The organism is Nonomuraea corallina (assembly GCF_027620315.1).
Classification (GTDB): Bacteria; Actinomycetota; Actinomycetes; order Streptosporangiales; family Streptosporangiaceae; genus Nonomuraea; species Nonomuraea corallina.
In genome coordinates, this window is record NZ_JAPNNL010000004.1 from 1 (window position 1) to 15117 (window position 15117).

At 73.3% G+C, this 15117-nt stretch carries 13 protein-coding genes; 7 read left to right on the plus strand and 6 right to left on the minus strand.

Annotation, left to right across the window (positions count from 1 at the left end; genetic code table 11):
- The 3 genes from OUY22_RS01650 to OUY22_RS01660 form a co-directional block, all read left to right on the plus strand.
- Positions 1-1005: glycosyltransferase family 4 protein (locus OUY22_RS01650; RefSeq protein ID WP_270152884.1), on the plus strand; the 1005-nt coding region annotated here is incomplete at its 5' end.
- The gene (locus OUY22_RS01655) at positions 1002-2273 is read left to right on the plus strand and encodes an MATE family efflux transporter (RefSeq protein ID WP_270152885.1); all 1272 of its coding nucleotides are present in this window, start codon (positions 1002-1004) and stop codon (positions 2271-2273) included. The genes OUY22_RS01650 and OUY22_RS01655, both read left to right, overlap by 4 nt.
- Complete coding sequence (locus tag OUY22_RS01660; RefSeq protein WP_270152886.1) at positions 2270-3508, plus strand: glycosyltransferase family 4 protein; 1239 nt, start codon at positions 2270-2272, stop codon at positions 3506-3508. Before OUY22_RS01655 ends, OUY22_RS01660 begins: the two co-directional genes overlap by 4 nt.
- Before the next feature lie 52 nt (positions 3509-3560).
- Here the strand turns inward: OUY22_RS01660 and OUY22_RS01665 are convergent, their stop codons facing one another.
- The 4 genes from OUY22_RS01665 to OUY22_RS01680 form a co-directional block, all read right to left on the minus strand.
- On the minus strand, positions 3561-5936 hold the full coding sequence (locus OUY22_RS01665; protein WP_270152887.1) for a glycoside hydrolase family 65 protein: 2376 nt from the start codon (positions 5934-5936) through the stop codon (positions 3561-3563).
- The gene (locus OUY22_RS01670) at positions 5933-6685 is read right to left on the minus strand and encodes a beta-phosphoglucomutase family hydrolase (RefSeq protein WP_270152888.1); all 753 of its coding nucleotides are present in this window, start codon (positions 6683-6685) and stop codon (positions 5933-5935) included. The genes OUY22_RS01665 and OUY22_RS01670 overlap by 4 nt, the downstream gene beginning before the upstream one ends.
- Before the next feature lie 121 nt (positions 6686-6806).
- Positions 6807-8306 carry a M28 family peptidase gene (locus OUY22_RS01675; protein WP_270152889.1) on the minus strand — a complete coding sequence of 500 codons (1500 nt, stop codon included), beginning with the start codon at positions 8304-8306 and terminating at the stop codon, positions 6807-6809.
- A gap of 193 nt (positions 8307-8499) precedes the next feature.
- Positions 8500-8787, minus strand: a complete 288-nt coding sequence (locus OUY22_RS01680; RefSeq protein WP_270152890.1) for a DUF4287 domain-containing protein — start codon at positions 8785-8787, stop codon at positions 8500-8502.
- Positions 8788-8932: 145 nt separating this feature from the next.
- Here OUY22_RS01680 and OUY22_RS01685 point away from each other — a divergent pair, with 145 nt between their 5' ends.
- Positions 8933-9838, plus strand: coding sequence for a helix-turn-helix domain-containing protein (locus tag OUY22_RS01685; RefSeq protein ID WP_270152891.1), 906 nt, complete (start codon positions 8933-8935; stop codon positions 9836-9838).
- A gap of 6 nt (positions 9839-9844) precedes the next feature.
- Here the strand turns inward: OUY22_RS01685 and OUY22_RS01690 are convergent, their stop codons facing one another.
- Both OUY22_RS01690 and OUY22_RS01695 read right to left on the minus strand, forming a co-directional pair.
- Positions 9845-10336, minus strand: coding sequence for an RNA polymerase sigma factor (locus OUY22_RS01690; RefSeq protein WP_270152892.1), 492 nt, complete (start codon positions 10334-10336; stop codon positions 9845-9847).
- Between the two features lie 89 nt (positions 10337-10425).
- Positions 10426-11523 carry a MerR family transcriptional regulator gene (locus tag OUY22_RS01695; protein WP_270152893.1) on the minus strand — a complete coding sequence of 366 codons (1098 nt, stop codon included), beginning with the start codon at positions 11521-11523 and terminating at the stop codon, positions 10426-10428.
- Between the two features lie 194 nt (positions 11524-11717).
- Here OUY22_RS01695 and OUY22_RS01700 point away from each other — a divergent pair, with 194 nt between their 5' ends.
- From OUY22_RS01700 to OUY22_RS01710, 3 genes are read left to right on the plus strand one after another with little or no spacing between them, the layout of a single operon-like run.
- Positions 11718-12761 carry a polyprenyl synthetase family protein gene (locus OUY22_RS01700; RefSeq protein WP_270152894.1) on the plus strand — a complete coding sequence of 348 codons (1044 nt, stop codon included), beginning with the start codon at positions 11718-11720 and terminating at the stop codon, positions 12759-12761.
- On the plus strand, positions 12761-14215 hold the full coding sequence (locus OUY22_RS01705) for a phytoene desaturase family protein (RefSeq protein ID WP_270152895.1): 1455 nt from the start codon (positions 12761-12763) through the stop codon (positions 14213-14215). Before OUY22_RS01700 ends, OUY22_RS01705 begins: the two co-directional genes overlap by 1 nt.
- On the plus strand, positions 14212-15111 hold the full coding sequence (locus OUY22_RS01710; RefSeq protein ID WP_270152896.1) for a phytoene/squalene synthase family protein: 900 nt from the start codon (positions 14212-14214) through the stop codon (positions 15109-15111). The genes OUY22_RS01705 and OUY22_RS01710 overlap by 4 nt, the downstream gene beginning before the upstream one ends.
- Positions 15112-15117: the final 6 nt, after the last annotated feature.

Here is a 15117-nt window from a genome sequence, read left to right on the forward strand (position 1 = left end):
GCGCGCCCGCAGGGGGTTCTTCGCCCGCTGGTCAGGATCGCCGGGCTGCTCGCCTTCAATGTGCGGGTCGCGGCCCGGGTCCTGCGTGGCGGGCGTTCCGGGGCGGTCGTGGCGGTGCACGACTGGATGGGGTGCCTCGCCGGGATCCTGTGCCGGCTGCTCGGCCGCATGCCGGTGGTGTTCCACGTGCACACCTGCGAGCACAACACCGCGCCCGGCGCGCGCCGTACCGCCGTGACCGCCGGCATCACCGCGCTGGAGGACGCGCAGGCCCGGCTGGCCGACCTGGTCGTGGTGCCCAGCGCGAGCATGCGCGACCAACTCGTGGCGCGCGGCTGGCCGTCCGGCCGGATGCGGGTCGTGCCGCACGGCTTCGAGGACCCGGAGCTGGTGCGGCTGGCCGGGCTCTCCCCCGCCGACCGCGACCGGCTCCGCGCGCGGGTGCGGGCCCGCTACCTGCCGGGCGGCGCCGGGCGGCTGGTCGTCTTCGCCGGGCGGCTGGCGCCGCACAAGGGCGCGCACACCCTGATCAGAGCGGCGCGGTCACTGCTCCGCGACGGTGACGAGCTGCGGGTCGTGCTCATCGGCAGCGGCGACCACGCCGAGGTGACACGGCTGATCGAACGGGAGGGCGTCACCGGGCACGTGGTCGCCGACTGCCGGTTCCTCGACCCGCCCGAGGTGTTCGCGCACTTCCTGGCCGCCGACGTGTGCGCCTTCCCCTCCACGTACGAGCCGTTCGGGCTGGTCGCGATCGAGGCGATGGCGCTGGGCCGGCCGGTCGTGGTGGGGCCGGGCTACTCGCCGGAGGTGGCCGGGGACGGGGCGGTGCGCTGCCGTACCGGCTCGCCGGAGGAGCTGGCCGCGGCGCTGTCCCGCTGCCTGGACGACCCCGGGCACGCCGCCGGGCTGGCCCGGCGCGGCGCCGCGCACGTCCGCGCCCGCTACTCCTGGGCGCGTACGGCCGAGAGCACGCTCGCCGCGTACGCGGAGGTGGCCCGGTGACGTCCGGCTCGATCCGCGACCGGGCGGCGCGGCTGCTCGGCGGCCGGGGCTGGGCGGTGTGGCCCACCCTGGGAGGCATCGCGGCCAGCGGCACCGCGGCGGCGACCACGCTCGTCATCGCCTGGGGGATCGGCGCGGCGGCGTTCGGCCGGTTCACCCTGGTGCTGACGATCGCGCTGATCCTGACCGTCGGCATGCTGCTGAACCTGAACTACGTCATGTTCCAGGAGCTGCCGAGAGCCGACCCCGCGGACCGGCCGGCGCTGGTGACGACGGCGCTGTTCACCACGCTGGCGCTGGGCGGCGGCCTGGTCGCGGCCGGTCTGGCGGCCTCCCCGGTGCTCACGCGCCTGATCGGCGTCGACGTCCGCACGCTCTGCTTCGCGCTGGCGCTCGCCCTGTCGATGACCGTCAACCAGCTGACCGAGAGCTTCCTGCGCGGCCTGAAGAAGTTCGCGTTCGTGGCCGGGCTCAAACTCGCCGTCGCCGCTGTCTACCTGGCCGCGGCGGCCTACTGCCTGCTCGTCGCCGGCATCCGGGACGCCGAGGTCTACCTGGCCGCGCTCATCGTCACGAACGTCGTCTTCGCCCTCGTGGCCGTCGCCGGCTTCGACGTCGTCCCCCGGTCCTGGTCGGCGTCGCTGGCCCGCTCGCTGCTGCGGCACGGCGCGTACATGAGCGTCATCGCCGCCTTCACCGCCGTGCTGTTCGGGGTGGACGTGATCTTCCTGAACCACTGGGCGTCCGACAGCGACGTCGGCGTGTACTCCATCTACAACGGCTTCCCGAAGCGGCTGCTCGGCGTGGTGTTCACCGAGGGGATCGGGCTCGTGCTGCTGCCCGTGCTGGCGACGGCCGACAAGGTGGCGGCGCTGCGGCGGATCGGCCGCCTCGGGCCGGCGATCGCGGTGGCCACCGCGGTCTTCTCCTTCGCCGCGAGCGCGCTGTTCTTCCTGGTGCTGCGCGCGGAGTACCCGTACGAGCCCGGGCTGATGGCGCTGTCGGCGGTGGGGATCGGCGTCCACACGGTGTTCAACCTCTACCTCTTCGCCCTGTCGATGGACGGGGTGCGGGGCGCGAAGGTGCTCATCGCCTGTCTCGCCGTCGGGTCGCCCGCCGCGCTCGCCTGCCAGGCGGCGCTCATCTCCTGGCACGGGCTGACCGGGGGCCTGGTCGCCTTCGCCCTGACCAACCTCGTCCTCGTCGCCGTCGTGGCCGCAGCCTCGGCCCGGGTGTACCGATCGCAGACTTCGGAGGTCGAACGGTGAGAGTCGCCTGCGTCATCAACCAGTTCCCGCCCAACATCACCGCCGGCCTCGGCCGCTACGTCGAGGAGATCACGCCGCACCTGGCGGGCGAGCTCCGGCTGGCCGTGTTCACGCTGAACGACGGTCACCTGCCGGCGCACGAGCGGCGCGACGGCGTCACCGTCCACCGGCCGCTGGGCCGCGTGCTCGGCGCGATCAGCCGCCGCCGCAGGCTCAACCGCACGCGCCGGGCCGAGTTCGTGCTGCTGGCGGTGAACGTCGTGGTGAGCAACTGGCGGTACTTCCTGCGGCTGCTGCGGCTGCCGCGCGGTGAACGGCCCGATCTGGTCGCCGTGCACGACTCGACGAACTTCCTGACCGCGCTGCTGTGCCATTACGCGCTGCGGCTGCCGGTCGTCTTCCACGTCCACACCACCGAGTACGGCGTCGCCCCGCAGCGCAGCATCACCGACCCGCTCGGCGTGTTCCCCGCCCTCGAGCGGTGGCTGGCGCGGATCTCCCGCCGGGTCGTGGTCGCCACCCCGGAGGTGCGCGACCAGCTCGCCGCCGCCGGCTGGGGCCGGGAGAAGATCGACGTGGTCTGCCTGGGCGGCACGTTCGAACGGCGGCTCGCCGGATGCGACCGGGCCGCGCTGCGCTCCGGCGCCGCCGCGCTCCGCACCGGGCTCGGCCTCTCCGACGACGACCAGGTCCTGCTCTTCGTCGGCCGCATCGAACCGCAGAAGGGCGTCTACCAGCTGCTGGAGGCGATGGAGAAGATCGCCGTCGCGCTCCCCCGGCTCCGGTTGGTGATCGTCGGCGAGGGGGACGAGGCCGGGGTCGCGAGGATCGTGGCGAACGCCGGACTCGAAGGGCGCGTCCTGACCTCCGGCGGGTTCGTCGACGGCCAGGAGCTGCTGGAGTACTACGAGATGGCCGACCTCTGCGTCTTCCCGTCGCTCTTCGAGCCGTTCGGCCTGGTGGCGACCGAGGCGATGGCCCTGGCCAAGCCGACGATCCTGGGCGACGGGTTCTCCCAGATCTTCCTCGGCGACCCCGCCGAGCCCGCCGTGCGGTACGCGCGGGCCGCCGATCCCGGGTCCATCGCCGACGCCGTGATCGGTCTCATGGAGGACCCGGCGGCCCGCCGCGCCCTGGCGCGGAACGGGGAGCGGTTCGTCCGGGAGCGGCTGAGCTGGTCCAGGGCGGCGGAGGAGACGATCGCGGTCTACCGGGCCGCGCTCACCCAGCGGTGACCCTGCGTCCCGGCCGCGCTCGTCGGGCGGCGGGTGCGGCGTCGGGGGGCTTCTACCGGTGTCGCCTTCGCTTCGATCCCGGGTGGCGGGCGGCGGGCTCGCGGCCGGGCGGCTGGTGGATCTGCCCGTCCGCCGGCGGGTGCGGCGGGTTGGGCCGGGCGATGGCCTCCTGGTCCAGCCGCAGTTCGTCGCCGTGGTGGGTCAGCGTGATCGGCGGGCCCTGCAGCAGTTCGTAGGTGGTCGCCTCGTCCGTGGCGGTGACGCTCAGCAGGCTGCCGCGGTAGCGCAACCGGAAGGTGAGCCGGGTGATGTTCGCCGGCAGCCTCGGGGCGAACCCCAGCCGCCCCTGGCCGGCGCGCATCCCGCCGAACCCCGTCACCAGGACGATCCACGCCCCCGCCAGCGAGGCCATGTGGACCCCGTCGACGGTGTTCTTCTCCAGGTCCTTCAGGTCCATCAGGGCCGCCTCGCCGAGATAGCGGTAGGCGAGGTCGAGGTGCCCCACCTCGGCGGCGATCACCGCCTGGGTGCAGGCCGACAGGGACGAGTCCCGGACCGTCAGTGGCTCGTAGTAGGCGAAGTTCCGCGCCTTGTGCTCCGGGGTGAAGGCGTCGCCGCGCAGGTGCATCGCGAGGACCAGGTCGGCCTGTTTGACGACCTGCCGGCGGTAGAGGTCGAAGTAGGGGAAGTGCAGGAGCAGCGGGTACTGGTCGGGCTTGGTGGCGGCGAAGTCCCACGGCGCGTGCTGGGTGAACGCCTCGTGCTGCGGATGCACCCCCAGGTCCTCGTCGTACGGGACGGACATCGCGGCCGCGGCCTCCCGCCAGGCGGTGATCTCCTCGGCGGTGACGCCGAGCCGCCCGGCGTCGTCGGGATAGCGCGCGGCGGTGTCGGCCGCCACGCGCAGGTTCTGCTGGGCCATCAGGTTGGTGTAGACGTTGTTGTCGACGACGGCGCTGTACTCGTCGGGGCCGGTGACCCCGTCGATGCGGAACCCTCCGGCCGGGTCGTGATGGCCGAGTGCCTGCCACAGCCGGGCCGTGCCGACCAGCAGCGGCAGGCCGCTCTCCCGTTCGAACGCCGTGTCGCCGGTGGCGTCGACGTACTGGGCGACCGCGTGCGCGATGTCGGCGTTGACGTGGAAGGCCGCGGTCCCGGCCGGCCAGTAGCCGGAGCACTCCTCACCGTGGATGGTCCGCCACGGGAAGGCGGTGCCGTGCAGCCCGAGCTGGGTGGCGCGGGCCCGCGCCAGCGGGATGATGGACCGGCGCCACGCCAGCGCGTCGGCGACGGCCCGCGGATAGGCGTGGGTGAGCACCGGCAGGACGAAGATCTCGGTGTCCCAGAACGCGTGCCCGTCGTACCCCGAGCCGGTCAGCCCCTTGGCCGGTATGGGGCGTTCCTCCAGCCGCGCGGCCGACTGCAGCAGGTGGAACAGCCCGAACCGGACGGCCTGCTGCACCTCGGGGTCGCCTTCCACCTCGACGTCCGCGCCGTTCCAGAAGTCGTCGAGGAAGCGTCGCTGGTCCGCGCACAGACCGTCCCACCCGGCCAGCCTGGCGGCGGCGAGCGCCGCGACGACCTGGTCGTGCGTGGCGGCCCGCGAACGCCGCACCGACCACCCGTAGGAGAAGAACTTGACCAGTTTGAGCGGCCGTCCGGGGACGAGGTTCGTGGCGACGGTGATCCGGCTGACGTCGCCGCTGCCGTCGGCGTCGACCAGGGTGCCGTCCGGCCCGTCGATCTCGTGGCTCATGCCGGCGGCCACCCGGATCCCGCTGACCCGGGTGCGGTGCACCATGATGGCCGGGCCGTCCTTGTTCGGGACGTTCTCCTCCAGCACCAGCGGCGACCGCAGCGGCGCGGCCTCCCTCGGGTCGTGGCCCGCGGTCTCGTCGGTCTCGTTCGCCACCAGCTCCGACTGCACGACGACGCGCAGCGGCTCGTCGACCGCCTCGACCTCGTACCGGATCGCGGCGACCGCGCGGTGGGTGAAGGACACCAGCCGGGTGGAGGTGACCCGTACCCGGGTGCCGGTCGGCGAGCTCCACAGGACGGTGCGCGTCAGGGTGCCGGCGCGCAGGTCGAGGACCCGTTCGTGCTCGTGCACCGTGCCGTAGCGCACGTCGAAGGGCTCGTCGTTGACCAGCAGCCGGATCACCTTGCCGTTGGTCACGTTCACGACCGTCTGCCCGGACTCGGGGTAGCCGTAGCCGGCCTCCGCGTACGGCAGCGGTCTCTGCTCGTACACCCCGTTGAGGTAGGTGCCGGGCTCACCGTGCGGCTCGCCCTCGTCCAGGTTGCCGCGCAGGCCGATGTGCCCGTTGGACAGCGCGAACACCGACTCGCTCTGCGCCAGCACCGCCAGGTCCAGCCGGTGCTCCCGCACCGACCACGGCTCGACCGCGAACGCGGGATGCCGGATCATCGCCTGCCTCCCGGTCCCAGCAGGTCGGCCAGGTCGTCGACGACGACGTCGGCGCCGTGCTCGCGCAGCGCGTCGGCCTGTCCCACCCGGTCGACGCCGACGACGAAGCCGAAGCCTCCGGCCCGCCCGGCCGCCACTCCCGCCAGCGCGTCCTCGAACACCGCCGCCTGCGACGGCTTCAGCCCCAGCGCCTCGGCGCCCGCCACGTACATGTCCGGGGCGGGTTTGCCCGCCAGGTGCCGATCGCGGGCGACCACGCCGTCGATCCGCGCCTCGAAGTGGCCGGCGATCCCGGCGGCGGCCAGGACGTGCGCGGCGTTGGCGCTCGACGACACCACCGCCCTGCGCAGGCCCGCGCCCTCGACGGCCTCCACGTAGCGGACGGAGCCGGGGAACACCTCCACGCCGTCCCGGTCGAGTATGGCCTGCACCAGGGCGTTCTTCCGGTTGCTCAGCCCGTACAGGGTCTGTGCGTCCTGCGGGTCGTCCGGCTTCCCCTCAGGGAGGCTGATCCCGCGCGCCCGCAGGAAGCTCCGGGTCCCGTCCAGCCGTTTCTTGCCGTCGACGTAACGGTCGTAGTCGGCGACCGCGTCGAACGGCACGAAGGGAGTGCCGGTGCGCTCGGCCCGGTCGCGCAGGAAGTCGTCGAACATCGACTTCCACGCGGCGGCGTGCACGGTCGCGGTGCGGGTGAGCACGCCGTCCATGTCGAACAGGCACCCGCGCACCCCGTCAGGCATCCCCAGCATCGATCCCCCCGATCAGCCGGTCCCACCTGCACCTACCCCGTCTGCCGCTCTTGTCACCGGGCGGGCGCCGATGCCGGAACGCGGACGGCGGCGCGATCCGGGGTCGCGCCGCCGTCGCCGGTCACTGGAGGATCTTCACATCGTCGACGCCCGCCTCCACCAGGCTCGCGGTCGAGGCGTCGGCGGCCTCGACCAGCACCCGCACGCTCTGGCCCGCGAAGGCGGACAGGTCGACGGTCGCCGCCGCCCACGCGCCATCACGGTCGGTGGCGGCCCCGAGCTGCTGGAAGACGGTGCTCGTGGTGCTGCCGACCACTCGTACCCGCAGGTAGTCGGCACTGGAGGAGTTGCTGCCGTGCGCCAGGTACCAGGAGAACGACAGCTTCGGCGCCCCGGCCGGCAACGTGATCGGCGGCGACTGGATGGCGGTCACGCCGCCGTCCACGTCGTGGGCGCCGGCCGACGACCCGGCCAGCCGTCCGGTGACCAGGTCGTTGACGCCGCTGACCGTGGTGCCGAGCTGCTTGGCGCCGCTGGAGGTGGTGGCCTCAGGGTCGCCCCGCTCCCACAGGCCGCTCGTGGCCGTGCCGGCCACCGGAGTCCAGCCCCGGTCGGTCTCGAAGTCGTCCGACCAGACCACGACGGGCGGGGTGGCGGTGGCGATCGTCCAGACCGCGTACGCCACGGCGTCGGCGTTGCGGTCGAGCGCCGTGTCGTTGATGTTGGCCGTCGTGTCGCAGGCGCGGTGGTAGCAGGGGTCGAAGGCCTGCCCCGCCGTGCCTCCCCAGAGCTGCGCCTGGGCGCTGGACTTGACGCCCTCGGCTCCGGTGAACGTGCCGCCCGCCGGGATGCCGCGGGAGATGAACGGGCCGTAGTCGGAGCGGCCGTCGAAGTCGGTGCCGCGCGTGGGCACGCCGATCGAGCCGAAGTAGTCCTGCAGGACCCTTTCCAGCTCGGCCGATCCGGCGGGTCCGGGTCCGGAGCCGACCCCGTCGGAGTTGTCGCCGTCGTAGATGAAGTAGCCGGCGTTGGGCGAGCCGACCATGTCGAAGTTGAGATACCCCTTGATCTTCGCCCGTTCGGTGGTGGACAGGTTGGTGACGTAGTACTGGGAGCCGCGCAGTCCCAGCTCCTCGGCGCCCCACCAGGCGAAGCGCAGGTGCTTGGCAGGCTGGAGCGACTGCCGGGAGACCTCCAGCGCGGTCTCCAGGATGGCGGCGCTGCCGGAGCCGTTGTCGTTGATCCCGGGCCCGGCGGTCACGCTGTCGAGGTGGGCGCCGATCATGAGGATGTCATCGGGGTTGCCGCCCGGCCAGTCGGCGATCAGGTTGTAGCCGGTGGCGCCGTTGTAGGTGAACGACTGCAGGGTCGTGGCGAACCCGGCGGCGTCCAGGCGGCCCCTGACGTAGTTCGCCGAGGCGAGGTAGCCGGGCCGGCCGTGGGCGCGGTTGCCTCCGTTGGCGTTCGCGATGGACTGGAACTGCGCCAGGTGGGCCTTGACGTTGGCCAGCGGGATGTCGGGCGCGGCGAGCGCCGTCTCGGCCTGCGCCGGCGCCCCGGTGAGGGCACCGGCCAGGGCCAGGGTCACGGTGGTGAGTACGGCTAACAGACGTGATCTCATGCCATTCCTCTGGGGTCGTGAGGAGAGCAGGGTGAGAGCGGGCGGCAGGTTCGGGGTGCCGCGCGAGGTGCCTCCATCGGGATCTGACAGGACGGGACAATCCCCCGGGGATGGTGCTGCAAGGAACGTAATGTCGCAGAGGGATGTCGCCTAGACCCGATCTCGCACCGTCACGACGTCGCGCGTCTCGCCGTCAGGGGCGGTTGTCCTTCCCGTCGAGCCACAGGGTGTCCGATTCGTCGCGGTGAGTCCCGGAGCTGCCGACGTGCTTGGCGTCGATCTTCGGGCCCTTCTTGATCACGTGGACCAGCGCCATCGCGTGACCGCGGCCGAGGCCGTAGTCCTGCTTGAGCCATTCCACGATGGGACCCGCCTTCACGGACGGGTCGTCGAACCCGCGCTCCTTGGCGAGGCCGATGAACTGCCGGGGCGTCAGCCCGGTCTTGTCCTCGATGTTGTCCAAGTACGCCTGGAAGGACATGTGGTTCTCCTTGCCGATCATGGAACGGGACGCGCGCGTCGTACGCGACGGCCTGCGTTCATCTTGGTGACGGCGCCACCCGGACGCCAGAGCAAACCGAGTTCCCGGCATGCCGTTACCGGCGATACCGTTTCCGGCAACGCCATTGCCTGTTCGAGACGGCGAGGGGGACGCTCTGAACGAGAGCCGCGAGTTGCTGGGCCGGTTCCTGCGCGAGCGCCGCGCCAGGATCACCCTCAGCCAGGCGGGGCTCCCCGCCCGGCGGGCGCGCCGGGGGAGAACCCTCACTCAGGAGGACGTCGCCTACCTCACGGGCTACTCGATCCGTACGATCAGCGCGCTGGAGCAGGGAGCCGAGCACCGGCCCACCCCCGGCCTGCTGGAGGCCATAGCGTCGGCGCTGCGGCTCAGCCAGGACGAGCGCAGCGTCCTGTGGTATCTCGCGAACGGCACCCCGCCCCCCGAGCCCGACAGCGTGACCGAGCCCGACCCGGCGCTGCACCGTCTGGTGAACGCCCTCGAACCGCATCCCGCCTACGTGACCGACGACCTGTGGAACGTCCAGGGCCAGAACTCCGCGTTCGCCCGGTGGATCTGCGACTTCACCGCCATGCCCGCCGATCAGCGCACGATCCTGCACTGGTTCTTCCTGCACGAGCACTCCAGGCACGTCATGGTCGACTGGGAGTACGAGGCGACGGCGCTGATGTCGCTGGTCCGCGGCCGGGCGATGCGGTCGCCGCGCGGCCACGAGCTGATGGCCGTGGTGGACGACCTCCGCGAACGCAGCCCGGACGCCGAACGCATCTGGGCGGGCGGCACCGATCTGCTCGTCCAGGGCCCGTCCAGGCCGATGCTCTTCCGCGAGCCGGGCCGCACCGGCGTTCCCCGGCCGGACGACGAGGACCATCACGTCCAGTTGACGATCACCACGCTCGCTCCGGTGCGGGAGGGCGCGGGTCATCGGCTGCTGGCCTTCCTCCTGCCTGACGGCTACCTGGCGCCCGCCGGCTCCGACGGGGTCTGCGCCGCCTGCCACCCGGCCCGCTGACGCGCCTCACGGAGTTGCCAGCAGGGCCGACAGTCTGCGCAGGCCGCGGGACGTGCGGGCCTTGACGGTGCCGAGCGGCACCCGCAGCCGCTCGGCGATCTCGCGCTGGCTCAGGTCGCCGAAGTAGGCCAGCTCGATCGCCTGCCGCTGGGCGTGGGACAGCTCGGCCAGCGCCCTGTCGAGCCGGTCGCGGTCGGCGAGGTCGTCCACCTGGGAGCGCCCGCGTCCCGGCGGGTCGCCGGCCTCCTCCAGCGGCACCGTGACGGGCCGGCGGGCGCGCAGGTGGTCGACGGCGCGGCGATGGGCGATGGCGAAGATCCAGGCGGCCAGGCTCCTGGACGGGTCGTACCTCTCGCGCGAGCGCCAGACGTCCGCGAAGACGACCTGCACCAGGTCCTCGACGTCCTGGGCGGGCACGAAGCGGCGCAGGTAGGAGCGCACGGCCGGGCCGTGCGCGCGGTAGCACGCGCTGAGCGATTCCTCGTCACTGATCCGCATGGCCCTGCCCCTCACCCGAAAAACCTATTCAAAACTTATTCATAGCCGGGCATAGGGGGATGCCACAAGTCCTCAGGTGAAAGCCGTGCTCAGCCGAGCGTGGCCGCGATGCGCGCGATGGCCTCGGGCAGCGTCGACACCCGGACGACGCCCGCAGGCGGCTCGCCCTGCCAGCCGAGCCCGCCGATGACGATCTCGCACGCCGGGCGGAGCCTCGGCAGGGCCGCGAGCGGGGCGGTGTCGCCGGTGATCGCCTGCTGCGACCAGACGAACACCACCACCGGGCCCAGCCGCCGCATCGCGTGGGCCAGCGCCGCGTAGGGGGTGCGCGCGCCGAGCACCCGGGTCTGCACGCCGACCTCGGCGAGCCCGGCGGCCAGCGCGTGCACCGGCAGGCTGTGCTGCTCGTCCTCGGCGCAGGCCAGCAGCACCGGACGGCCCTCGTGCGGCGGGACGCCGCGGGCGATGCGGTGCAGCGCCGCCTGGGTCCGGTCCGACAGCAGGTGCTCCACGTCGATGCCGGCGCCGGTGTCGTCCTGGCGGCGGCAGATGGTGTCGAAGACGGGCAGCAGGAGCCGCTCCCACGTCCACACCACGCCGTGCCCGGCCAGCGTCTCCTCGATCAGGCCGGAGACCTCGTGACTGTCGAGCATGAGCGCGGCACGAGCCAGCGCGGCCGTGGCCGGCCGCCCGCCGGCGCCGGTCACGGAAGAGCCGGTCGCGGGGGCGTCGGTCACGGAAGAGCCGGTCGCGGGGGAGCCGGTCACGGGGGAGCCGGTCACGGAAGAGCCGGTCGCGGGGGAGCCGGTCACGGGGGAGCCGGTCACGGAAGAGCCGGTCGCGGGGGCGCCGGTGGTGCCGGTGACGGGCGTGCCCATCGGAGGTGTGCCCGGCTGGGCTTCCTCGCCGGGTTCCGGCGGGCCGGGGGGCGCGGCGGGCAGGGCCAGGGCGAGTCTCGCCGCCTCCGCCGGCCCCAGGCCCGTGGCGATCAGGCGTTTCATCTCGGCCAGCCGCCGCAGGTCGGTGGCGTCGTACCGGCGGTGGCCGCCCGCGGTGCGGCGGCTGGGCCCCAGGCCGTAGCGGAGGTTCCAGGTGCGCAGCGTGGGCGCGGGCACACCGAGGCGACGGGAGGCGGCTCCGATGCCGTAGCCCGCGTCCTCCACGTTGTCCGGTGTCTCCTCGGCCATGGTCTTCCCGCTGACGTTCGACGTGTCCGACCATCTTTTCGCGGTTACGGACCTGCTTGGACGCATGGAGCAGGCGTGTCCCCCGTCGAATCCCGGCATCCGCTGGTTACCGTGAAGAGGCGATTCGAGATCGCGTGCAACCGGGTCAGCTCCTCCTGCGAAGACTTCCCATAGCGACAGAAGGGGCAGCGTGCATGGACACGGTGATCGCGCGAACGACCCACGTGCGCGAACAGGTCGACCGGCATTTGGCGCGGTTGCTGGACCAGCAGGTGCGCCGGCTCGGCTTCCTGGATCCGGCGGAGATCGGTCTGGTGCGCGAGTACCTGGCGGCGTTCGTCCTGGGGGGCGGGAAGAGGCTGCGGCCCTCGTTCGTCTACTGGGGCTACCGGGCGGCCGGCGGCGAACGGCTGGAGCCCGTGCTGCCCGCCGCCTGCGCCGTGGAGCTGGTGCACGCGGCGGCGCTGCTGCTGGACGACGTGATGGACGAGGCGGGCTCGCGGCGTGGCCGGCCGGCGGCGCACGTCGCGCTGGCCGAGCTGCACCGGCGGTCCGGCTGGCGGGGCGACGCCGGCCGGTTCGGCGAGTCGGCGGCGACCCTGCTCGCGCTGCTGGCGCTGAGCTGGGCCGACGCCGCGCTGCTGGACACGGGGCCGCACCTCGGGGCTTCGCTCGACCTCCTCACCCAGCTGCGGGTGGAGGCGATCGGCGGCCAGTACCTCGACCTCGCCTGTACGGCCGGCGCCCGGACGGGTGAGGAGCCGTCGCGGGTGATCTCGCTCTACAAGTCGGGCAAGTACACCGTCGAGCGGCCCCTGCATCTCGGTCACGCCGTGGCGGACGGCTCCCCGGAGACGCGCCGCACGCTGAGCGCGTACGCGATCCCCCTGGGCGAGGCTTTCCAGCTCAGGGACGACGTCAACGGCGTGTTCGCCGACCCGGCGCGCACCGGCAAGCCCGCCGGGGCGGACCTGCTCCAGGGCAAGGCGACCTACCTGCTCGCCTACGCCAGGAGGAAGACGGGCAGCGCGCTCCTGGACGACATCACCGACCAGCGGGGGGTGGCGGCGGCGCGGGAGCTGATCGTGGAGTGCGGGGCGCTCGACGCGGCCGAGCGGCGCATCGCCGAGCTGGCCGACGAGGCGGTCACGGCGCTGGACCGGCCGCCCGGCATCCCGCACGAGGCCAGGAGGGCGCTGGCGGACCTGGCCGCCCTGTGCACGGAAAGGGACTTCTGATGAGCTCCGTGGTCGTCGTCGGCGCGGGCCTGGGCGGGCTGTCGGCCGCCATCCACCTGGCGGCGGCCGGTCGCGAGGTCACCGTGGTGGAGGCCCTCGACGAGCCCGGCGGCTGCTGCGGAACCGCCCGCGCCGGCGCGTACCGCTTCGACACCGGCCCGTCCGTGCTCACCATGCCGGACGTGCTCGCCGAGGTCTTCGGGGCCGCCGGGCAGGAGCTGCGGGACTGGCTGCCGCTGCGCCGTCTCGATCCCTCGTACCGGATGGTCTTCGACGACGGGTCGCGGCTGGACGTGCGGGCGGAGCGTGAGGCGATGACGGCGGAGGTCCGCGCGGTGTGCGGGCCGGCGGAGGCGGCCCGCTACGAGCGCTACCGGAGCCTGCTCGACGAGCTGTTCCGGGTCGAGTGGCCGGCGTTCATCGACACGGACATGACCCGGCTGCGCGCCCTGGCCCGGCCTGCGGCGCTGCTGCGGCTGGCCCGGCTGGGCGGGTTCCGCCGGCTGGACCGCCTGGCGGCCCGCTATCTGACGGACCCGCGGCTGATCAAGGCGCACACGTTCCAGTCGCTGTACGTGGGACTGTCGCCGCAGCGCGCGCTGGGCATCTACGCGGTCATCGCGCACATGGACACCGTCGGCGGCGTGTACTTCCCGCGCCACGGCGGCATGCACGCCATCCCCGCGGCCATGGCGGCGCTGCTGGAGAAGCTGGGCGCGAACCTCCGCTACGGCACACCCGCCGAACGGGTCGAGACGGACGGCGACGGCGTCACCGGCGTGCTGCTGCGGGACGGGGAACGGCTGGCGGCCCGGCACGTCGTCGTGGCCTGCGACCGGCTGGCGGCCCGGCGGCTGCTTCCCGCCCGCGCGGGCGACTGGCGGCTGCGGCGTCCTCGTCACTCCCCGTCGTGCCTGGTGATGCACGTCGGCCTGGACCGCCCGCCGACCGGCCAGGCGCACCACACGCTGCACTTCGGCCGGGACTGGAGCGAGACGTTCACCGCGCTGGAGGCGGGCCGGCCGCAGCCCGACCCGAGCCTGCTGGTCACCTGCCCGGAGCCGGACGGCGAGGCCGCGCCGGCCGGGCACGCCACGCTCAGCGTCCTGGAACCCGCGCCCAACCTGCGGCACGCCGACTGGGACCGGCTGCGCCCCCGGCTGGAGTCGCGGCTGCTCGACCGCATGGCGCGACTCGGCTACGGCGACCTGTCGGGCGCGCCCCGGCTGGTGCTGGACCCGCCCGCCTGGGCGGCGCGCGGGCACACCGCGGGCACCCCGTTCGCGCTGGACCACCGCTTCACGCAGACGGCGTGGCTGCGCCCCTCCGCCGTGGCCCGGCGGGTGCCGGGGCTGCACTTCGCCGGCATGTACACCGCGCCCGGAGTGGGGGTGCCGCCCGTGCTCATCTCCGGCCGGCTCGCCGCCGAACGCATCCTGGAGGAGACCCGTTGACGCTCACCGCCAGCTACGAACGCTGCCGGCGGCTCCACGCCCGCTACGGCCGCTCCTACTACCTGGCCACCCGGCTGCTGCCGCAGTGGAAGCGGCGGCACGTGCACGCGCTGTACGGTTTCGCCCGGTACGCCGATGAGATCGTCGACTCGTTCACGATGACCGCCGACCGGGCCCGCGCGCTGGACGCCCTGACCGTCAAGGTCGAGGCCGGGCTCGCCGGGGCGAAGCAGGACGATCCGGTGCTGCCGGCCTTCCTGCACACCGTTCACTCCTTCGGCATCGACCACGACGACATCGCGATCTTCCTCGCGTCCATGCGCGCGGACCTCACGGTGACCCGGTACGCGACCTACGACGACCTGCTCGGCTACATGGCCGGGTCGGCCGCCGCCATCGGCACCATGATGCTGCCGGTGCTGGAGCCGGCCCCCGGGTGCGAGGAGGCCGCCCGCGAGCCCGCCCGCCAGCTCGGTCTGGCCTTCCAGCTCACCAACTTCCTGCGCGACGTGCGCGAGGACCACGCCAGGGGCCGCGTCTACCTGCCGATGGAGGACCTGGACAAGTTCGAGGTGGACCCGCGGGAGCTGGGCGCCCGCCGTACCGGGCCCGCCCTGCGCGACCTGCTGGCCTTCGAGGCGGGGCGCGCCCGCGACCACTACCGCGCCGCCGCGCGTGGCGTCGGCCTGCTCGCCCCCTCGTCCCGGCCGTGCATCCGCGCCGCCTTCGACCTGTACGGCGGCATCCTCGACGAGATCGAGCGCCGGGGCTTCGAAGTCCTGGCAGGCAGGGTACGGGTGCCGCGCCGGCGCAAGGCGGCCGTCTTCGCCCGCCACCTGCTGGCCTCCGCCGAAGCGGGCAGGGCCGAACGCCGCGTCACCGTGGAGCTCCCGTGACGGCCC